Annotated in this window: 16 protein-coding genes; 12 read left to right on the top strand and 4 right to left on the bottom strand. The window is 32.0% G+C overall.

Annotated features, from left to right (window positions below; translation table 11 throughout):
* Positions 1-115: 115 nt before the first annotated feature.
* Positions 116-1609: a DUF1800 family protein gene (locus H0I23_RS15980; protein WP_216784285.1), complete on the top strand. Its 1494-nt coding sequence runs from the start codon at positions 116-118 to the stop codon at positions 1607-1609.
* A 9-nt stretch (positions 1610-1618) separates the two neighbouring features.
* Positions 1619-3319, top strand: coding sequence for a DUF1501 domain-containing protein (locus H0I23_RS15975; protein ID WP_216784284.1), 1701 nt, complete (start codon positions 1619-1621; stop codon positions 3317-3319).
* A 72-nt stretch (positions 3320-3391) separates the two neighbouring features.
* Here the strand turns inward: H0I23_RS15975 and H0I23_RS15970 are convergent, their stop codons facing one another.
* Positions 3392-3562: a hypothetical protein gene (locus H0I23_RS15970; protein WP_216784283.1), complete on the bottom strand. Its 171-nt coding sequence runs from the start codon at positions 3560-3562 to the stop codon at positions 3392-3394.
* Between the two features lie 130 nt (positions 3563-3692).
* Here H0I23_RS15970 and metG point away from each other — a divergent pair, with 130 nt between their 5' ends.
* The 8 genes from metG (at position 3693) to H0I23_RS15930 (ending at position 13558) form a co-directional block, all read left to right on the top strand.
* On the top strand, positions 3693-5762 hold the full coding sequence (metG, locus tag H0I23_RS15965; protein WP_216784282.1) for a methionine--tRNA ligase: 2070 nt from the start codon (positions 3693-3695) through the stop codon (positions 5760-5762).
* Between the two features lie 27 nt (positions 5763-5789).
* A complete protein-coding gene (locus H0I23_RS15960; protein ID WP_216784281.1) occupies positions 5790-6308 on the top strand; it encodes a ferritin in 519 nt (172 codons plus the stop codon).
* A gap of 319 nt (positions 6309-6627) precedes the next feature.
* Positions 6628-8751 (top strand): Tex family protein, encoded by a 2124-nt coding sequence (locus H0I23_RS15955; protein ID WP_216784280.1) that lies wholly within the window; start codon positions 6628-6630, stop codon positions 8749-8751.
* A 6-nt stretch (positions 8752-8757) separates the two neighbouring features.
* Entirely contained in the window at positions 8758-9660 is a 903-nt protein-coding gene (locus tag H0I23_RS15950; protein ID WP_216784279.1) for a histone deacetylase, read from the top strand.
* Positions 9661-9880: 220 nt separating this feature from the next.
* On the top strand, positions 9881-10495 hold the full coding sequence (locus H0I23_RS15945) for a hypothetical protein (RefSeq protein ID WP_216784278.1): 615 nt from the start codon (positions 9881-9883) through the stop codon (positions 10493-10495).
* A gap of 9 nt (positions 10496-10504) precedes the next feature.
* On the top strand, positions 10505-11227 hold the full coding sequence (locus H0I23_RS15940; RefSeq protein WP_216784277.1) for a hypothetical protein: 723 nt from the start codon (positions 10505-10507) through the stop codon (positions 11225-11227).
* Positions 11228-11328: 101 nt separating this feature from the next.
* On the top strand, positions 11329-12414 hold the full coding sequence (locus H0I23_RS15935) for a hypothetical protein (RefSeq protein ID WP_216784276.1): 1086 nt from the start codon (positions 11329-11331) through the stop codon (positions 12412-12414).
* A gap of 4 nt (positions 12415-12418) precedes the next feature.
* Entirely contained in the window at positions 12419-13558 is a 1140-nt protein-coding gene (locus tag H0I23_RS15930) for a gliding motility-associated C-terminal domain-containing protein (RefSeq protein ID WP_216784275.1), read from the top strand.
* Between the two features lie 46 nt (positions 13559-13604).
* Here the strand turns inward: H0I23_RS15930 and H0I23_RS15925 are convergent, their stop codons facing one another.
* The 3 genes from H0I23_RS15925 to H0I23_RS15915 all read right to left on the bottom strand — a co-directional run bounded on the left by H0I23_RS15925 (position 13605) and on the right by H0I23_RS15915 (position 18236).
* Positions 13605-14753 (bottom strand): PepSY domain-containing protein, encoded by a 1149-nt coding sequence (locus tag H0I23_RS15925; protein ID WP_216784274.1) that lies wholly within the window; start codon positions 14751-14753, stop codon positions 13605-13607.
* 1 nt (position 14754) lies between these two features.
* The gene (locus H0I23_RS15920; RefSeq protein ID WP_216784273.1) at positions 14755-15801 is read right to left on the bottom strand and encodes an alpha/beta hydrolase; all 1047 of its coding nucleotides are present in this window, start codon (positions 15799-15801) and stop codon (positions 14755-14757) included.
* A gap of 68 nt (positions 15802-15869) precedes the next feature.
* Positions 15870-18236 (bottom strand): TonB-dependent receptor, encoded by a 2367-nt coding sequence (locus H0I23_RS15915; RefSeq protein WP_216784272.1) that lies wholly within the window; start codon positions 18234-18236, stop codon positions 15870-15872.
* 116 nt (positions 18237-18352) lie between these two features.
* Between H0I23_RS15915 and H0I23_RS15910 the strand changes: the two genes are divergently transcribed.
* Positions 18353-19339: an AraC family transcriptional regulator gene (locus H0I23_RS15910; RefSeq protein WP_216784271.1), complete on the top strand. Its 987-nt coding sequence runs from the start codon at positions 18353-18355 to the stop codon at positions 19337-19339.
* Between the two features lie 300 nt (positions 19340-19639).
* Positions 19640-20944 carry a ComEC/Rec2 family competence protein gene (locus tag H0I23_RS15905; protein ID WP_216784270.1) on the top strand — a complete coding sequence of 435 codons (1305 nt, stop codon included), beginning with the start codon at positions 19640-19642 and terminating at the stop codon, positions 20942-20944.
* The last annotated feature ends 446 nt before the right edge of the window (positions 20945-21390 follow it).

The following is a 21390-nucleotide window of genomic DNA, read 5'->3' as shown; positions in this document are numbered from 1 at the left end:
ACCTGCGTAATTTTATTGTAATAAATGAGTTATAGTATATAATATATCTCATTTAATTATAGAAATATATAAAATTATATTCCCCAACAACCAAAAACTTAACGCTTAAAATATTATGGAATATTTTATAAATTGTAATACTTCCCCACTTGCTCCGCTTTCCGCCTCGTTAGATAAACAAAAAGCAGAGCATTTATATAGAAGGTTAGGTTTAAGTGCATCTGTAGAAACTATAAACTCAGCAATAGGAAGATCTGTTAATGTTGTTATAGACGAATTAATAAATGAAGCTTCAAGTAAACCACTAACTCCTGAACCAGCTTGGGCTAATTGGAATAGAGCAAATTACCCTGATGATGGAGATTTGAGTCGTGAAATTTTAAATGCTCAAAGAGAAAATTGGATTCTTGCTTACAGTAATGATGTTCTTACTAATAACCTAAGAGATCGTCTTAGTTTTTTCTGGAGCAATCATTTTGTTACAGAAGTTAGAAATTATGAAGCTCCTTCCTACCTATATCAATACACAAACTGTTTACAGCGCTTTTCAATTGGAAATTTTAAAGATTTTACTAGCGAAATAGGCTTAACAAATGCTATGCTTTATTATTTAGATGGGGTTTTTAATAACGGAAATAATCCAAATGAGAATTATGCTCGTGAAATTTACGAGCTCTTCTGTTTAGGTGAAGGTAATAATTACACTGAAGACGATATTATTGAAACTGCCAGAGCACTAACTGGTTATGTCGAAAGAGGCGATATACAATGGTCTCCTGTAACTTTTGATGTTACTAAACATGACGCTACTACTAAAACTATCTTTAACCAAACAGGAAACTGGGGTTATGATGATGTTATAAACATACTGTTTACTGAAAGACCAAACGAGATAAGCTACTTTATTTGCAAAAAGTTATATGAATTTTTTGTTCACCCAGATTCAACTGATGCGGCAGGAAATGCAGAACAAATTATAAATGGTATGGCTACTACTTTTAGAGCCGAAAACTTTGAAATTGCACCTGTACTTTCTCAACTTTTTAAAAGTCAACATTTTTTTGATGAAGAAGCAATTGGTGTACTTATAAAAAGTCCGTTTGATTTATATTTCAACCTTATTAATGAAACTGGTTTTTCTTATGATGATAGTATTATAGCTAATATTATAAATACATCTGAATTACTTGGTCAAGAAATTTTTAACCAGCCTGGTGTAGAAGGTTGGTATAGAGATCGATATTGGATAAATACAAACTTTATGATTGGCAGATGGTTATCTGCTGAAATGTTTTTAGAGTTATTTTACACAAACAGCCCTGAACAATTTTTTGATTTCGCAGTTTCTGTTACCCCTAATCCATCAACAGAGAATAATCCGGATGTTGTAACCACTGCAATTTTAAATAAATTATTACCAAAAGGTATTGCAGATGATGAATTGCAAAATGCACTAGATGTTTTCAGAGATGATGGTTTAACACAATATTACGCATCACCTGACGGAGATGGCTCTTGGGATCTTTATAGCTATGCGGAATCGTCAAGACAACAAACCTACTTTTTATTACTACACATTATTAGACAACCAGAATTTCAATTAAAATAACCTACCACTATGTGCGATACTCATAACACACCCCATAAAGGAAAAGACCATGAAGGTCACGATTTAGAGCATAAACTATGGAATAGGCGATCTTTTTTACAAGCTATGGGAATAGTTGGTTCTGGGTCAATGATGCTAGGGAGTAATATTGTAAGTGCGTCATCTGCATCGCCACTTTCTAGTGCTATTGCAGATACAGAAACAGACAAAATTTTAATATTAATACGATTAGCAGGTGGTAATGATGGTTTAAGTACCGTAATACCTATCGAACAATATGATACCTATGCTAATGCACGACCAAATATTTATATTCCAGAAAGTAAAGTTTTAAAGCTTACCGATGAGTTTGGTATTCCTTCTTATATGAAATCATTAGAACCTCTTTGGGGTGAAGGTCAGTTTAAAGCGGTTAACGGTGTTGGGTATAAAAACCAAAGTTTATCTCATTTTACGGGATCAGATATTTTTGCAAACACTGACCCTTTAAATACCACAGGTTTTTCAGGAGAAAATACAGGTTGGATGGGTAGACACTTTGAAGAGTCTTATCCTGATTATTTAATGAATCCACCTGAAGCACCTGCTGCTATACAAATTGGACAATACGGAAGCTTAGTTTTTCAAGGTGAAGAAACTAATTATGCCTTTGTAACTAGTAATATAGATCAATTAGAAAGAATTGCTGAAACTGGTGATAATTTTGGTTTAGATGATACTCTTTTCAACGATTGCATGTATGGTGATCAAATAAAGTTTTTAAGAGGTGTTGCTAATACTACTTACGAATATTCAGGAAAAATACATGAAGCTTACGAGCGTGGTGAAAACCAAGTAGAGTATCAAGATAATGGTTTTGCTAAACAAATGGCATTACTTGCTAGATTGATAAAAGGTAATTTAGGTACAAAAGTATATATGATATCTATGGGCGGTTTTGATACACACGGTAATCAACCTCTAACCCATGAAAGATTAATGACACAATTGTCTGCTGCTATTAATAACTTTTATGAAGATATTGCTTTTACGCAACAAGACGATAAAGTTTTAAGTATGACTTTTTCTGAATTTGGAAGAAGAATTTATGAAAACGGATCTAATGGAACCGACCACGGAAAAGCTGCACCAACCTTATTTTTTGGTTCAGGCTTAAATGGTAGTGCCTTTGTAGGTGAACATCCAAAATTAGATGATCCTGATGGAAGAGGTAACTTAGAATATACTGTAGATTTTAGAGAGCTTTATGGTACCGTTTTAGCCGAATGGCTTTGTGTAGATAGAGGTTTAGTTGAAAAACATTTACTAGGCCACCCATATAAAGCAATTAACCTTGGTTTTAATTGTAGTGGTGAAACTTTAGATGATTTAGAATTAAGTGATGGTGAACCTACTCCGCCTACTGTAGATGAGCCAGTTGCTATTGACCCTACGCCAGAATTGTTAAACCAAGTTGTACATAAACCATATTACCCTACTAAAGAAAACCCTTGGATTCATTTAGAGCTTCCTTTTACTTCGCATGTAGATATTCAATTATACAACATAATGGGACAAAATTTAGGTACCGTATTTAATGAAATGATGTTACAAGGTGCTGTAGAGATAAATATTAGAGAACGCATGTCTAAACATTTAGCTGCAGGTAAGTACATTTATAGAATACGTGTACAAGATAAAAAAATGAGTAAATCTGTTATGGTAGCTTAAAAATTCTCATTTAACGACATTAAAACCATTTCACTTGTATTTATTTAGTGAAATGGTTTTTGTATGAATACCTTAAGCTAATTTACTTTTATCTGCATTAGTTTTAAAAGCTAATGCCTTTTTAACTTCATGATTTTTATCCTTATATAAACGCGCTACATCGTCAGTATTTTTTATAGTACTCGATGTCTCTGGCAACTTAAAATTTAATTTTTCTTTCGGGTTTGGTTTTTGATTACTCATAATTTTATTTATTTACAATATTAAAACGTAAGAAATATCTTATAATTGTTGATATAAAGCTAGTTTTTCAAAGTAAAATAGAGCTCTCACTTAAAAATCTTTATTTTTGCAGCTTAATTTAATTATTTCCATGTCCGAGAAACTCAAAAACCCATCTAGATATACTATTACAGCTGCCTTACCATACACCAATGGCCCTATACATATAGGTCATTTAGCAGGTGTTTATGTTCCTGCAGATATTTATAGCAGATATTTACGTTTAACAGGTAAAGATGTTGCTTTTGTTTGTGGTAGCGATGAACATGGTGTTGCTATTTCTATGAAAGCTAAAAAAGAAGGTGTTTCTCCACAAGAGATAATTGATAAATACCATGCAATTATCAAGCAATCTTTTCTAGATTTTGGTATTACATTTGATAATTACTCAAGAACTTCTGCTCCTATTCATCATGAAACTGCATCTGAGTTTTTTAAAACAATGTATGAGCATGGCGATTTTATTGAAGAAACTACAGAACAATTATATGACGCTGAAGCGAATCAATTTCTAGCAGATAGATTTGTTGTCGGTACATGCCCAAAATGTGGCAATGAAGAAGCGTATGGAGACCAGTGTGAAAATTGTGGTTCTACATTAAATGCTACCGATTTAATAAATCCAAAATCTACTATTTCAGGAGCTGTACCTACAGTAAAAGAAACCAAACATTGGTTTTTACCTTTAGACAGACATGAAGAGTTTTTAAAAAAATGGATTTTAGAAGGACATAAAAACGATTGGAAACCTAACGTATACGGCCAATGTAAATCTTGGATTGATGATGGTTTAAAACCACGTGCTGTAACTCGTGATTTAGATTGGGGTATACCTGTACCAGTACCTGGCGGAGAAGGAAAAGTATTATATGTTTGGTTTGATGCGCCTATTGGTTACATTTCATCTACAAAAGAATGGGCTGCTCGCGAAGGAAAAGATTGGGAACCTTATTGGAAAGATGAAAACACTAAAATGGTTCATTTTATTGGTAAAGACAATATTGTTTTTCACTGTATTATCTTCCCTAGTATTTTAAAAGCTCATGGCGGTTATATTCTACCTGATAACGTGCCTGCCAACGAATTTTTAAATTTAGAAGGCAACAAATTGTCTACTTCTAAAAACTGGGCTGTTTGGTTACATGAATATTTAGAAGATTTTCCGAACATGCAAGATGTTTTACGCTATACACTAACGGCAAATGCTCCCGAGACAAAGGATAATGATTTTACTTGGAAAGATTTTCAAGCAAGAAATAATAATGAGTTAGTTGCTATTTTTGGTAACTTTATTAACCGTGTAGTTGTATTAAGCAATAAATACTATAATGGTATTATTCCTGCTCCAGCTGAATTTTCAGATATAGATAAAGATACATTAGCAGAAATTAAAAAATATCCTGAAATTATATCTAGTTCTATAGAACGTTACCGTTTTAGAGAAGCTGGGCAAGAGTTAATGAATTTAGCTCGTTTAGGCAATAAATACTTAGCAGACGAAGAACCTTGGAAGGTTATAAAACAAGACGAAGAAAGAGTAAAAACCATCATGTTTGTCGCATTGCAAATTGCTTCTGCTTTAGCCGTTTTAAGCGAACCATTTTTACCTTTTACAGCTACTAAATTAAAAGGTATCTTAAAAACTGAAGGCTTAAATAGTTGGTCTGATATTTCTGAAAAAGAAATTTTAATTGCTGCTAATCATCAAATTGGTGCAGCTGAATTATTATTTTCTAAAGTGGAAGACGAAGCTATACAAGCACAATTAGATAAACTTGAAGCTACTAAAAAGGCTAACGAAAACGCAAATAAAGAAGTGACTGCACAAAAAGAAACAATAACGTTTGATGATTTTTCAAAATTAGATATTAGAGTAGGTACCATTATCGAAGCTGAAAAAATGCCAAAAGCTAAAAAACTTTTAGTATTAAAAGTAGATACAGGTATTGATGTTAGAACTATCGTTTCTGGAATTGCAGAAAGTTTTAAGCCAGAAGAAATTATTGGAAAAAAAGTTACTGTTTTAGTAAACCTTGCACCAAGAGCATTACGTGGTGTTGATAGTGAAGGTATGATTTTAATGACTGAAGATGCCAATGGAAAATTAGTTTTTGTAAATCCAGATACTGATGGCGTTAATAATGGAGAGACAATCAATTAATTCGTAACTTTAATTAAAAATAAAATTATGTTATCAAAAAATATAGAAAAAGCACTTAACGATCAGATAAAAATAGAAGCAGAATCTTCTCAAATTTATTTGGCAATGGCATGCTGGGCTGAAGTTAAAGGTTTAGAAGGTGTTGCAGGTTTCATGTACGATCAATCTCAAGAAGAGCGTGATCATATGCTTAAGCTTGTAAAATTCATAAATGAACGTGGTGGTCACGCTCAAATTTCTGAATTATCAGCTCCTAATGTTACTTTTTCATCTTTTAAAGAAATGTTTGAAAAATTATTTGAACATGAAGTTTTTGTTTCTGGTAGTATTAACGAATTAGTACACATTAGTCTTCAAGAGAAAGATTATGCTACTCACAACTTTTTACAGTGGTACGTGGCTGAACAAATAGAAGAAGAAGCTATGGCTAGAACAATTTTAGACAAAATAAACCTGATTGGTGATGATAAAGGTGGACTTTACTTATTTGATAGAGACATACAACAACTTACAATTACCTCAGCTTCAATAGATACAGCTCAATAATTTAACAATTAATCTTATTTAGATTAAGTAAAAATAACTATGTTTGCTTCATATTATTTTTATATAATTTGTTTTGGGCAAAAAAAAGCAAAAAAAGAAAGAGAAAAAAGCATTAAAAAAGCTATCTAAAACACCTATTAAAATAGGTGATAAGGTAAAAACAAAATGCTGTAGCAAATACAAAAAATCAGAAAGTAAGCGTTGTAAAAAATGTCCTTGTTTTGATTTGATGAAAAAAGTTGCTTAACTATTTCGATAAAATTGATTTTAAAACCTATGCAGTATTTATATTGCATAGGTTTTAAAATTTATAGCAGTTATGCAACTTATCCCCTATATCATAAAATACACTCAAATTTCTGAAAAGAGTATTCAAAACACGGTTGAACTCTTAAATGAAGATTGTACTATTCCCTTTATATCACGTTACCGAAAAGAAAAAACAGGTAACCTTGATGAGGTTCAAATTGGCGATATTGTAAAGTTTAAAGAACAATTTGAAGTATTAGAAAAAAGAAAACTAACCATTATAAAATCTGTTGATGAACAGGGTTCATTAACTCCAGAGCTTCAAAAAAAGTTTGAACAGGCTGAAGATTTAATTGCTTTAGAGGATTTATACTTGCCATTTAAGAAAAAGCGTAAAACCAAAGCTGAAACGGCTATTAAAAATGGGTTAGAGCCTTTAGCTAAAATAATAATGTCACAAAACACAGAAGAGATTGACCATATCGCTTCTCAATATTTAAACGAAAGTATTCTTAATGAAGATGATGCCCTTGAAGGTGCTCGACATATAATTGCTGAGTGGATAAATGAACGTACCGATGTTCGAAATCAAATTAGAAACCAGCTAAACCGTTTCGCTCAAATCACAACAAAAGTAATAGGAACTAAGAAAAACGATGAAAAGGCTCAAAAATTTCGTGATTATTTCGATTGGTCTGAATCATTAAGCCGCTGTCCTTCTCACCGCTTTTTAGCAATTTTACGTGCTGAAAATGAAAAATTCATTCGTGTTAAAGTTGAAATTGATAATGAGAAAGCAATTGATAGAATTACTGATCGAATTATAAAATCGAAAAATACATGTGCAAAACATATTGAGCTTGCCATACAAGATGCCTTTAAACGCTTATTATTCCCCTCACTATCTAACGAAACTTTAAAAGCTGCAAAAGAAAAAGCAGATGAAGATGCGATACAAGTTTTCTCAAAAAATCTAAAACAACTCCTATTAGGCGCACCTTTAGGTGAAAAAAGAATTCTCGCTATAGATCCTGGCTTTAAATCGGGCTGTAAAGTGGTTTGCCTTAGTGAACAAGGTGACTTACTGCATAATGAAAATATTTACCCACACGCGCCACAAAACGACAGCACAGGCGCTATAAAAAAGATTAGCTCATTAATAGATGCTTACAAAATAGAAGCAATTGCGATTGGTAATGGTACTGCTTCAAGAGAAACAGAAGATTTAGTAAAACGCATATTTTTTAAAAACCCAATAGAAGTTTTTGTGGTAAGTGAAGCAGGAGCATCTATCTATTCCGCATCAAAAATTGCCCGTGATGAGTTTCCGAATTACGATGTTACGGTTCGTGGTTCTGTTTCTATCGGAAGAAGGTTAGCTGATCCGTTAGCCGAACTCGTGAAAATAGATCCAAAATCTATCGGTGTTGGTCAATACCAGCATGATGTGGACCAATCTAAATTAAAAACATCATTAGATACTGTTGTTGAAAGTTGCGTAAACTCTGTTGGTGTAAATATCAACACGGCAAGTGTTCCATTATTAAGTTATGTATCTGGTATTGGTCCAAAACTTGCTGAAAACATTGTAAGCTACCGTAATGAAAATGGTAGTTTTTCAAGCAGGAGCGAAATTAAAAAAGTACCACGCTTAGGCGGTAAAGCTTTTGAACAAGGTGCGGCATTTTTAAGAATTAAAGATGCTAAAAACCCTTTAGATGATTCTGCCGTTCACCCTGAACGTTATTCGCTCATAAAAAAAATGGCTGAAGATAAAGGTTCATCTATATCAGAATTAATTGGTAATAAAACAGAATTACAAAGTATCAACTTAAATAAATATTGCACAGATGAGATTGGGCTACCAACACTAAAAGATATCTTAAAAGAACTTGAAAAACCAGGTTTAGATACTAGAGAAAAAGCTAAAGTTTTCACCTTTGACCAAAATATAAAATCCATTTCAGATTTACACGAAGGGCAATTATTACCTGGTATCGTAAATAACATTACCAACTTTGGTTGTTTTGTCGATATTGGTATTAAAGAAAGTGGGCTTATTCATGTATCTAACCTATCAGACTCTTTTGTAAAAGATGTAAATGAACATGTTACGTTGCAACAACAAATAATTGTAAAAGTTTTAGATGTTGATGTACCTAGAAAACGAATTCAATTAGCCCTGCATAAATAAAACAAAATGCTTAAAATTGCTTGCCACCCTATATACAAACATCACTTGCCAGACGGACACCGCTTCCCCATGGCAAAATATGATTTGCTGCCGCAGCAATTGATATATGAAGGCACATGCATTAAAGAGAATTTCTTTGAACCAGAAATTCCGAATGACAAATATATTTTAGCAGTGCATGATGCAGAATATTATTATGATTTATTGAATATTAAAATAGAGCCTAAAGCAGCACGTAAAATAGGTTTTCCTCTTTCTGAAGATTTAATTGAGCGAGAACGAATTATTACTGATGGTACCATGAAAGCATGTGAATATGCAATAGAGAATGGTATTGCTATGAATTTAGCGGGTGGCACGCACCATGCATATTCTGATCATGGCGAGGCTTTTTGCATGTTAAACGATCAAGCCATTGGCGCAAGATACTTACAAGCAAAAAAATTAGCTGCTAAAATATTGATTATAGACTTAGATGTGCATCAAGGAAATGGTACAGCCGAAATTTTTAAAAATGACACTTCTGTTTTTACTTTTTCTATGCATGGTAAGAGTAACTATCCTTTTAAAAAAGAAATATCCGATTTAGATATTGCATTCGAAAGAGGTACCAAGGGTGAAGAATATTTAGTAACCTTAAAAAAAGCTTTACCAGAGCTCATTAAAAAAGTGCAACCTGATTTTATTTTTTACTTATCTGGTGTTGATGTTTTAGAAAGTGATAAGTTAGGTACTTTGGCTTTAAGTTTAGATGCCTGCAAAAATCGTGATGAATTTGTACTCCAAACCTGTTTTGATCATAAAATACCCGTTCAATGTAGTATGGGTGGTGGTTATTCACCAGATATCAAAACAATAATTGAGGCGCATGCTAATACTTTTAGATTAGCCCAAAAAATTTATTTCTAATTCAATTTTTTTCCAACCTAAACGCAAAAAACATAGATTAATGACTTCTATTATACGATTAGTAACCTTTTTGTAAAGGTTACTAATCGTATAATAGAATGGAATAATTAGCCCCACATCATTATTTACACCATACGTAGTCTTTTTCGTACATTTTACAACATTTTATTTAATTAGAGAAGCTATTTAATTTTCTTTGATCTTTATTCAAAGAAAGGCTATGGCACCGAATAAAACATATTTATTCATTTTTTTTATTTTATCTATCACCTTTTGTTCGTACGCGCAAGTGAAGATAGGAGATGATGTTAGTACAATTAACAATTCCTCTCTTTTAGAATTGGAAAGCACTTCTAAAGTTCTCGTTGTAACTAGAGTTTCTAATTCTCAAATGCTACAAATTTCACCACTAAACGGAGCATTAGTTTATAACACAGATTCGAAATGTATTTATGTATTTAACGGGAATGAATGGATGAATCTTTGCGATAATATATCTAACCCTATTTCTATTACAGATAATGAAGATGGTTCATTCACCATTGATGCTCCAGATGGATCCTCATTTACATCAGGTGATTTAACAGGGCCGCAAGGAGAACAAGGCCCTGCAGGTGATAACGCTACTATAGAACAAGAACAAATAGTAATAGTAGCGAGTAATGGACAAATACAATTTAATACACCACTACCCATAGCAGACAGTAGAAAAATTGAAATTTACAGAAACGGAGTAAGGATTGATTTTACAACCGTAAATGAAAATACTATTCAATTAGAAAGCGAAGTCATATGCTACCAGAATGACAAAATACGAATCGTACAAATTTTATAATAAATAATCATGAATACATTACTTAACACTTTAAACTCTGATAAAATGCAAACAAAAAAACCTTTTAAAAACTTGAAAATCTTCGCCTCTGGCCTTCTTATGTTAACAGGTCTGGCTGCTAGTGCACAGCAAACTACTGGTGATGTCACTAAACAAACTGATGTCGATCCTGGAACTACAACTACCGCAGGTGCAGTACGTGTTATTGACAACAAAGGAACCATTAAGTATCTTCAAACTCAAAATGGTATTACTATGTTATCAAATACTACCGACAATGTAACTACTACAACATGGCAGTTAGGTGGTGTTTTAACTAATGATACGTATATTGATGTTGATGGAAATTTATTTACTCTTAATGGACTAGAGTTAATTGACTCAGCTACAGAATTAGCTTCTACCGATGCTACAACTGAATCTGATGCAGGAACAGGAACTGGGTACACTATACTTGTAAGAGATGAAGCAACCGGTGCTACTAAAAAATTATTAGCAACTGAACTTATTCAAAGTGGACAAGAAGCTTTTACAGCTATTGCTGACCAAACTGCATATGCACTTACAGGCACACCTGTTTTACCTTCATTTAGTCAAGTATGGGTGTATAGAAATGGAGCTAAACTTATCGCTAATGTTGATTATACTGTAACAGCTTCGACAGTTACTTTAGTTGAAAACGATTATTCTGTTTACGCAGGCGATATTGTGGAAGTACAATATGTTAAATAATAAACTAGAAATTTAAAATTAACACAACTATATTATTCTTAATCGAAAAACAACGCTCCATTATGCTTTTTAATTTTAAGAGCTTAATCTTTTTTTGCGCAATGATGATGAGCATTCAAATCTTTTCACAAAAATTTGAGGCTATCAATAAAAAAGGGAGTGTTGTTACGGTTAATAATAATATAAATACTACAGCTATTATAGCACCGACAGATCCTATATTAAATGATGTTTGGTTTGACACTTCAGATAATGAAAACACCAAACCAAAAATTTGGAACGGCACAACATGGGTAAATCTTGGCTATACAGGCATACCTGGTTCTATTTTTTATACAGGACCAGATAATTATCCTACTCAAGACAATAGTAATTTATTTTGGGACACCACCAATTCGCGCTTAGGTTTAGGAACTAATACACCAGATGCTAAGCTAGATATAGAAGGTGGTACAGTTCGACTATCTGATTATGGTGCTGGTACTATTACAGGAACTGCAACAAATATATTAGCAGTTGAAGCAGACGGTGATGTCGTTGAAATTGATTTATCAGCCTTTGCAACAAACAATCAAACCTTATCAACTACAGGTAGTGCTGGCAATATTTCGATTAGTGCAGGCAATTCAATAACATTAAATGTAAATGATGACGATGCTAGCTCGTTAAATGAGATACAAACCATCTCAAAAACAGGTAATACAATTACTTTAAATAAAAGTGGAGGAAGTATAACTGAGACAAAGACAACAATTTCACAGAATAGCACCTCAGGTATAATAACACACAATAGCGAAGATGGAACTTCACAATCTGTAAATCTAATAAGTGCAAATACTGACAACAATATTTCAGCAGGCACTGATGGCGGGGCATACTACAATAGCCCAATTAAAGCATACGGAACACTTATACCTGCAACAAGTAGCATTCTTTCAAGAGGACTTACTAACGCTACTAAATTAGGAACAGGCCGATATATTTTCACAATGGCAACAGCTAGATCTACAACTAATTATCCTATTCAATTAAGTGTTTTAGAGACTGCCACTAATAATATAAAAATTTATGTTACTGCTCAAACAACAACGACATTTAGCATATCAATTGTACATCAAGGAGGAGGAATTCTAGGCAGTGATATTTTTGTAGATAGAACGTGTTACTTTACGGTATTAGATTTTTAATCGTATGAGAAAATGTATACTCATTATCGGATTTAATATTCTTGTGCTACAGCTCGCTAAAGCACAAACTCTTCGAAATTTTGGCAATTTAGAAATTCACGACAATGGTCAAATGGGATTCTATTCTTCGCTAGAAAATGATGGTATATTCGATAATAAATCTGGACTAGCAGGGTTTTATGGAGATTATTTAAGTTCTATTTCAGGGTCTATTTCTCCTTATTTTTATAATATCGAAATTAATAATGATGAAGGCATTTTTCTTCAAACTCCTTTAAAAGTAAGAAATAATACCAATTTTATATTTGGAGATATCATAACCTCTAAAACAAACAATACCAATTATTTCGAATTTATTTCCACTTCATTTTACAATGGAGAATCTGATTTTTCAAAAGTTGATGGGTTTATGTCAATCTCTGGCGTACAAAATTTTCTTTTCCCTATTGGTGACGAAACATATTTAAGACCCTTGGGTATCGATACAGAAGAAACTACAGGATCTTTTAAAAGCGCTTACTTTTTTGAAAACAGCAACTTAGCATTTTCAAATGTTTTAGAAAAAAACTCTGAAATAACATCAATCAGTAAAACTGAATATTGGGTTTTAGAAGGTGACACCTCTACAATGATTACAATAGCATGGAATCAACGAAGTGATCTTGAAAACATAGCTACTGATCAAAATAATTTAACGGTAGTAGGTTTCAACAAAGAATTAAGCAAATGGGTGAATTTGGGAGCAGCTGATCGTGCAGGAAATCTTGAAGAAGGATTTATTTCTTCAAATGAATTTATCCCTAACCATTATGATGCTTTAACATTCGGGGTTTTAAAAACTAATAATCTTGTTTCCCGTAGAGGCTATAATTATATTATAACTCCTAATGGAGATGGTATTAATGATTTTCTCTTTATACCAGAATTGGATGATTTTGATGGTAACCATTTATTAATTTTTGACAGAAATGGGCTTAAGGTTTTTGAACAAAAAAATTATTCTGATGAATTTGATGGTAAAACAGGCGTGAATATATTTGCAATACGTAAAAATAAAGGCTTACCTGAAGGTGTATACTTCTATCTTATAAAAGCAGGGAAAGACAACTTTGAAATTCAAGGGTTTTTATACTTAGAGAGGTAAGTCTTCTGAAAAATCACTAATTTATTATCACAGAAAAATAAGGCTATTAATTACTTTTTTTCATCTTATTAAACCATATTATAGTACCTGTTATTGGTAATGATGTTGCAATAAGGCAGCTTAAGAAATATATAATTTTAATAAATATACCTGCAAAAGACCCCACATGAATACCTCTGATAAGACTGGCTATTTTTCCACCAATCTTTTCATCTTTAAAAAGCGATTTTGAAATAAGAACATTTGCATACGGGTCAAATTGTAGTTTATCTGCAGCATCATATGTAAAAAAACCATCCCTCTTTTTTCTAATCATAACACTTTCATTCGGCTTTAAGGGTAGTGTTACTCTAGTAGCTACATTTTCACCAGGTAAGATGCTATCTGTTTTGTACAGCAGTGCTGTGTAATTTATTGTTGGAATTTTATCGTGATCTGTTTTTAATGGTAGGCTTACATCAAATCTAGATTTGCCAAGTTTATCTCCCAACACAATTTCAAGTCCATCGTAATACCATTGAAAAGACCATAGTAAACCTGTTAACCCCATTAATAACATGGGAACCAGTGCATAAAACCCAAAAGTATTATGAATGTCATAATTTACTCGTTTCCAATTTGCTTTCATTTTTAAGCTAAAGCCTTGCTTCCAAAACTTCCACTTTATAAATTGTTTTATTTTTTTGGGCATCCAAAGTAGTAAGCCAGAAAAGCAAAGTATAATAAAAATAATGGTGCAAACGCCAACAATCGGCCTCCCTATTTTTTGATCAAGAAGTAACACACGGTGCAACTCTTCAACTGTATGAATAAATGATTTTGTTTTACCTATTAACTCAATCTCTTCTCCTGTAAATGGGTTTATTTGAACAGATCTGCCTCTTGCTGGCTTACCAGAAATTGCTTCTTCATTAGTGAGCAGGGTAAATTGTAAGTTTTGGTTTTCATCTTTAAAATAAATAAAATCTTTAACGACATTATTATCTGCCTCAAGAGCTAATATAATTTCTTCAAACGAAAGTGGTTCTCCTGTTTTTTCAGAATAATAATCTTGCTTGTCAAAAAGTAAAATCAACTCGGTTTCAAAGGCTAAAATAGTTCCAGTTAGACAAACTATAAATAAGACAATACCACTTATAATTCCTAGCCATAAGTGTATGTCGTTTATCAATTTTCTAAAGGTGTATCTCTTCATTTTAGAGTTCAAATTTGTGTTTTAAATACACGTTGTCAGGATATAATTTTTTGTTTAAATCATGTAAAATTTCAGCGTTTTCCTTTTTACCTTGTTTTGAAGCTAAATCTACCACCCTGTCTAGGTAAGCACTTTGTGGTTTAAAATCAAATCCTATTTTATCTGATAATAGTTGATAATCTCGTTCTAATATAGATGGGTTTTTAATCAGTTCTTTTACATTAATTCTAAAGCCTTTAAAAATGGTTCTTAAACCATCAATTAAAGAAGGTAATACTACACTACCGTGATCTTCTTCTTTATAATATTTACTATAAAAATTTAAGTTTTCAGAAACACTATCTTCTACTAATTTTAAGCTATTTTTTTTAGCTTCAAAATGCTCATAATGTTGTGTGCTAGGCTCTTTTTGATTCCCTATAGAATTAGCATTTGCAAAAAACAATGTGGTTCCTCTAAAATTTTTGGTTTTTAAAGTGCGCTCTAATTTTTGTACGGTGGTATTGTTATCCCACCACAAACTAGGGTCTATCACGATATAAGAGTTGAAGGGAGATGGTGTTTTTAGTACCAGGTTAAAAGCAAAAAGTCCTCCAAAAGAATGACCTATTAAAATCTTATAATCTAAAGTGTTGTAATTTTTATTTACTTCGGGAATTAACTCATCAGTGATAAAAGTTTCAAATTTATCGGCACCTCCAGATGCATAAGAAAGATCTGTAACTGTTGTTGGGGTTAAATCTCTAGATCTATTAGTGTTTTTAATGGCAATAACAATGCATTCAGGAATTTGAGGATAGTACCCATTAGATAGATTTTTAACCATGCCTGTTACCGTATGAAAATATTTTTCTCCGTCTAACAAATAAACTACTGGGTATTTCTGAGTCTCATATTTTTCATTTGTATAGTTTTCGGGTAAGGACACCCAATATTCTCTCTCTTCGTTTAAAATTGTAGATTGTATTTTTTCAATAGTTCCAATTTCTATTTTTTGAGCATTTGAAAAAACAGTAAAGAGACAAAAGATGTAAAATAATATTTTCATTAGTATAATGATTTAAAGAAATAGAAAGAGGATACTTTTTAACACCCTCTTTTCTTAAATTTATTTTTTTAGAATATGCTATAAAACAACCCTACTCTAAAATTAAAAGGTTTTTGTGGTATTCCGTAGCCGTTGTAATATTCTTGGTCAAAAACGTTATCTGCTTTTAGGCTGATTTTATACTTATTTTTTTTGTAAAAAACAGTAGCATCAACTGTAGTATATGCTTCTGAGCCAAAATTGTTTGCAGTGCTATTATATATTTCACTCATGTGATTGGCTCCCAAACCAAAACCTAAGCCTTTCGCTTTACCTTTTAATGCTTGGTAGCTCATCCAAAAATTCCATACGATTTCAGGAGTGTATGTTAAGCTGTTACCTAAAATGGCTTCATTTCCAAAATCAACTTTTTCAAAAGTAGCATTGTTCTTAGTATATCCAGCAACAATATTTAAACCAGGAGCAGGATTTGCAATTAAATCTATTTCAAAACCTTTGCTTAAGGTTTCGCCCGTTTGAGAACTTATTCCGTTTTCATCTACAATAATATCGTTATCAATGTTAATGTTATAGTAACTAACAGTACTTAATAACTTACCATCAAAAAAGTTAAGTTTAGTTCCAACTTCAAATTGCTTTGCTCTTTCAGCATCCCAAGTGATAATTTCTCCGTTGCCATTATCAGAAGGAGCGTTATTACTCAACCCATCCATATAATTTACAAATACAGATGCTTTATCGTCAAAAGGATTGTACGCTAAGCCAAGTTTTGTACTTAAGCTATTTTGATTATACCCATTAGTTCCTTCAACACCATTTTCAATAGTATTATCTGCCATAAAACGATCAAAACGTAAACCACCCGTAAGGGTTAATTGCTTGCTTACCGTGATGGCATCAAAAGCATAAAAACCTAAGGTTTGAAACTTTGTAATGGTTTTATTTTTAGTTTCATCAGCTAAATTAGCTTCAAATTGCTCATTTGTTAGCCCTGTAATTATTGGATTAGTAGTGTCAACAGCATCTATAGCATTCCAAACACCTGTACGCTGTGTATCATCAAAATTATGTAAGTAACTTATTCCTGCAACAAATTTATTCTCAATTTTATCACCTTCAAATACATTTAAAAAATCTTGCTGTACGTGAGTGTTACCCGTTTCTCTAGGGTCTAATTGAAGGTAATATCTGCCAACAGTTGTTTCATCTAACATAACAACTCTAAGGTAATTGGCATCAGTAAAAGTTGTTGCTTTTGTGAATTTTGTTTGTGAAGACCAAGTATCAGATAATGTATAATCTATAGCAATTTGAGTAGCTAAAGTAGAAAAGTAACCAGCCATTTCATTAGTACCATAATTGGTATCATAATCCCAACCTAAATCGTCCCAAGAATTAACATCGTCAGAAATAAGGCTTCCTGCTAAGCCTCTAGCAAAATTTAGGTTACGTTTACTCTTGTTGTATTCCAAATTAGCCTTTACACTTAATTTATCTGATAATTCGACAGTTACAGAAGGAGCTATCATAAATTCTCTAATAATGCCTTGGTCTTGAAAACTGTTTTCAGAATTATAAGCGGCATTTAATCTAAAATACACTTTATCCTCCTTACTTAAAACAGTATTATAATCAAGTGTTGCTCGCTCTTGTTCCCAACGGCCAGTAATAAATCCAACATCTAGCTTTTTACCATCGTAAGCCTGTTTAGTAACTTTATTTACAACACCACCAAAGTTTGCAATATTATTTACATTTGTACCATATAATAAGGAACCTGGACCTTTTACAATTTCTAAACGTTCTATATTTTGCGGGTCCAAAGGGGCTTTTATCCATGCAATTCCTCCATTTCTTAAATGAACATCAGACCTAAACCCTCTTAAATAAACACTCACATTTCCATCATTTGATTCTACATAACCTCCTCCTGTAATACTCTTAAATGCAGAAGGTAAATCGGTCGTAATTTGCTCTTTTAATAGGGCATTGGTTACAACAGAGTAAGATTGTGGGTTATTAATATTTTTTAAAGGCACACGTGCTACATATTCAGATTCTTTATGCGCAAACTGATTGAGTCTTTGTGCACTTACAACAACCTCACTGAGCTTTTCACTGCTTTCATTTAACAGAACATCTTGTACTGTGATTTTTGGGGAATTTACATTAATTGCAATTGCTTTTTTCTCCATACCGATAAGAGAATATTCGATGGTGTAAGAACCATAAGCTATATTTCTTAATTCGTAATTACCTGACGCATCAGTCATTGTACCTGTGTTAATCTCATTTATGATGACATTGATATATGGAGCAGGAGCATTGTCTGATGTAATTACTTTTCCTGATATAGTGGCGGTCTGGTTTTGGGCATTTAAAGTAGCAACAAAAAACAATAGGACGATTGCTCCTAATAGTTTTGATATTTTCATAATAATCTAGTATTTTCGTTATTTATATTTAGTTTAAATAATAATAACAAAAGTATTCTAATGTCTAACTAATAGGGTAACGCGAAAAGTATTATTAAAGCCGTAAAAAGTATTTTATGAAATCAGTATATCGCAATCATATTCACCCTCATAAAGTGACCACGAAAATATTTACTGATGGTTTTAAAAAAAAGGTGATTGAGGATAATACTTTTGTTTCAGAAAATCCATTCATAGAAGGTAAAACACGTGAAATATTACTTGATGGTATTAAAGTAAATATGCGCAGCGGAAAAATTACTCCACCGCTTACAATTGATGTAGAGCATGATTTTCCTTTTTTAAAAATTCATTTTGAAATTGAAGGCAGTAGTATCTATACTCCTAAAAATGATAAAAGTGTTGTCGTTAATATTCCAGGAGGTCATTATAATTTTTTTTTCTTACCAGAAGTAAACGGGACATTACGCTATGATAAACCTAATAGAAAAACTTTAGAAATTTTATTTACAAAAGAATATTTAAAACGTGTATTTGGCACTTCGTTTAAAAAAGATTGTTCGGAATTTGGTATCGCCTTAGAGCATAACCTTCCATTTGTAATGTGGGAAAACAGTAAACCAATTACACCACAACTTCATCGTATCATTAATGAAGTTATTACGTGTGATTTTTCAGGCGGTTTAAAAAAAGCCTATTTGGAATCTAAAATCACAGAGATTCTTGCTATTTTTTTTAATCGATTAAAAAATAAAAACAGTCAACATTCTGAAAGCATATGTAAAGATGACTACCTGAAAATCATACATGCCGAAACAATCTTAAGAGAACATATAAAAAACCCGTTTACCATTGCTCAACTTGCTATTGTATCTGGAATAAATCAATTTAAATTAAAAAAGCATTTTAAATTAATTTTCGGAAAACCAATCTTTTCCTACGTAACAGATCTACGAATGGAAAAAGCTAAAAGTTTAATCGTTAATGAAGGTTTTACTATAGCAGAAGCTGCCTATGAAATTGGATATAAGAATCCGCAACACTTTACAGTAGCTTTTAAAAAAGTTTATAACTTTTTACCTAGTAGTTTAAAAAAAGACTGATACATTATTAAAGTAAAAAAGAGCCCAGAGTCATTCAAGACCGAGCTCTTTTACGAGAACACTATATGAGAAAATGAAAAATTTATTATTCTTATTTATATTGTAAATGTAATAGCTTATTTAAGCTTTTTAAAAGAATTGATGTGTACTATATAAATTACGTTGTGTAACTCCACTTTCTTGTTTGTTTAGTTATTAAATACCTGAAAAAATTCTTGTAGCCTTTAATTTTTCATTAAAAGAATCTTACTTTTAAGGTAACTCCCCTACCTCTACCTTTAATTATAAATTAATTTTGAAATGGCAATACGGTATATTATCAGTAAAACAGCACGCTTATACACAAACTCTTCTGGTAGCGCGTATGAGCAAATATTAATTTATGGAGAAGAATTATATACTAGTGGCAAAACAATAGATGGACGAATTAAAGCAACATATAGAAATAAATATATTGGGTATGTTGCAACAAAACAAATAGACAAAAAGGCGTCATTAGAGCTTTACTTTATTGATGTAGGGCAAGGTGATGCTGCCTTAATAGTTACACCTAATAGAAAGAAAATTCTAGTTGATGGCGGTTATAATAAACAAGCTAAAGGTTTTTTACAATGGAAATATCAATTAGCGGATTTAACAACTCCTAAATTAGAAATTGACTTATTAGTCTTAAGTCATGCAGATCAAGATCATTTAAAAGGACTTATTGATATTCTTGAACACGATAGAATCGTCATAAAAAAAATTATACATAATGGTATTGGTATGTTCAAAAACATGGATCAAAAATCAGGGGATTTAAGTGCTGATAGAAAATACCTAATCACCCACCACTCTAGCGTTTTAGATTTAGGAACTATGGAACTTAGAAATATATTTTCTAAATGGATAAAACTAGTTGAAAAATTAAATATCCCTTATGAAGCTGTTAGTTCTAAAACTGGTATTATAGAAATTGGCGACCCAGATATTACAATGGAAATAATTGCTCCAGTGGTAGAGAAATCTATATTAGGTGAAAAACAATTCAAATGGCTTAAAAATCATTCTCATACTATCAATGGACATTCGGTGGTTTTTAGTATTACATATAACAATGTAAAAACACTTTTCTCTGGAGATATTAATATTGAAGGCAGTGACTATTTGCTCGAACACCCAAACACACAACATCAATTAAGAGCTCACATATTAAAAACACCACACCATGGTAGTCACGAATTTCATCCTTCGTTTTTTGAAGCAATACGCCCTCAAATATCAGTAGTATCTTCTGGTGACTCTCCTGACCATGGGCACCCGAGAGCTAATTTTATAGGAGCCGTAGGTTTAGCCTCTCGTTCAAAATCACCTCTAATATTTTCTACCGAAATAGCTAGTACTTTTTCAGATGCTAGTGAGGTAGATTTAAAAACAATTGTTCCCAATCATTCACTAAACAAAGAAGATATAAAAGGTGCTCGACTGTTTAAAAAAAAATTAAATGGAATGATAAATGTTAGAACCGATGGTAAAAATCTATATGCTATGCGTAGAGTAACGGCAGGTTATTGGTGGGAGTCTTACGGCCCAATATTAGCAGAAGATTTTCCTAGTATATTTTAAAATAAATAATATTAAATTAAAAAGAGCCCAGTTTTTAAAAACTGGGCTCTTTTACGAGAACACTATATGAAAATGAAAAAAATTTTGACTAATTAACTAATTCTTCTCAAATATATAAAGACACTAAGGTTATAAATAACTTTTGATGTGTAGTTAGCAAAACTTGTGGTGTAACCTTAAATATTTGTTTTAAGGACTTATATATTTAAGGTTTTGCTGCTGGTAAAATAATTATTAAGCATTAATGCTTTACAAATAAAAAAGAGCCCAAATCAATTAAGACTGGGCTCTTTTACGAGAACACTATATGAAAATGAAAAAAATTTATAACTAATTAACTAACTCATCTCAAAGATATTTATATGATAAGCTTTTATATAACTTTTGATGTGTAGCTCTTGATTTATGTTGTAAATGATAGAATTTTCAATATTTGCTATGTTTTT

This window comes from Cellulophaga sp. HaHaR_3_176 (assembly GCF_019021925.1).
Taxonomy (GTDB): Bacteria; Bacteroidota; Bacteroidia; order Flavobacteriales; family Flavobacteriaceae; genus Cellulophaga.
Note: the sequence above shows the minus strand (reverse complement) of the source record. Positions and strands in the feature narration are given on the sequence as shown.

Coding starts and splice junctions, on each gene's coding strand:
- H0I23_RS15925 (WP_216784274.1), bottom strand. CDS start 14,753: ATGAAGAGATACACCTTTAGAAAATTGATAAACGACATACACTTATGG.
- H0I23_RS15940 (WP_216784277.1), top strand. CDS start 10,505: ATGAATACATTACTTAACACTTTAAACTCTGATAAAATGCAAACAAAA.
- H0I23_RS15915 (WP_216784272.1), bottom strand. CDS start 18,236: ATGAAAATATCAAAACTATTAGGAGCAATCGTCCTATTGTTTTTTGTT.
- H0I23_RS15920 (WP_216784273.1), bottom strand. CDS start 15,801: ATGAAAATATTATTTTACATCTTTTGTCTCTTTACTGTTTTTTCAAAT.
- metG (WP_216784282.1), top strand. CDS start 3,693: ATGTCCGAGAAACTCAAAAACCCATCTAGATATACTATTACAGCTGCC.
- H0I23_RS15955 (WP_216784280.1), top strand. CDS start 6,628: ATGCAACTTATCCCCTATATCATAAAATACACTCAAATTTCTGAAAAG.
- H0I23_RS15975 (WP_216784284.1), top strand. CDS start 1,619: ATGTGCGATACTCATAACACACCCCATAAAGGAAAAGACCATGAAGGT.
- H0I23_RS15935 (WP_216784276.1), top strand. CDS start 11,329: ATGATGATGAGCATTCAAATCTTTTCACAAAAATTTGAGGCTATCAAT.
- H0I23_RS15960 (WP_216784281.1), top strand. CDS start 5,790: ATGTTATCAAAAAATATAGAAAAAGCACTTAACGATCAGATAAAAATA.
- H0I23_RS15980 (WP_216784285.1), top strand. CDS start 116: ATGGAATATTTTATAAATTGTAATACTTCCCCACTTGCTCCGCTTTCC.
- H0I23_RS15930 (WP_216784275.1), top strand. CDS start 12,419: ATGAGAAAATGTATACTCATTATCGGATTTAATATTCTTGTGCTACAG.
- H0I23_RS15970 (WP_216784283.1), bottom strand. CDS start 3,562: ATGAGTAATCAAAAACCAAACCCGAAAGAAAAATTAAATTTTAAGTTG.
- H0I23_RS15910 (WP_216784271.1), top strand. CDS start 18,353: ATGAAATCAGTATATCGCAATCATATTCACCCTCATAAAGTGACCACG.
- H0I23_RS15945 (WP_216784278.1), top strand. CDS start 9,881: ATGGCACCGAATAAAACATATTTATTCATTTTTTTTATTTTATCTATC.
- H0I23_RS15950 (WP_216784279.1), top strand. CDS start 8,758: ATGCTTAAAATTGCTTGCCACCCTATATACAAACATCACTTGCCAGAC.
- H0I23_RS15905 (WP_216784270.1), top strand. CDS start 19,640: ATGGCAATACGGTATATTATCAGTAAAACAGCACGCTTATACACAAAC.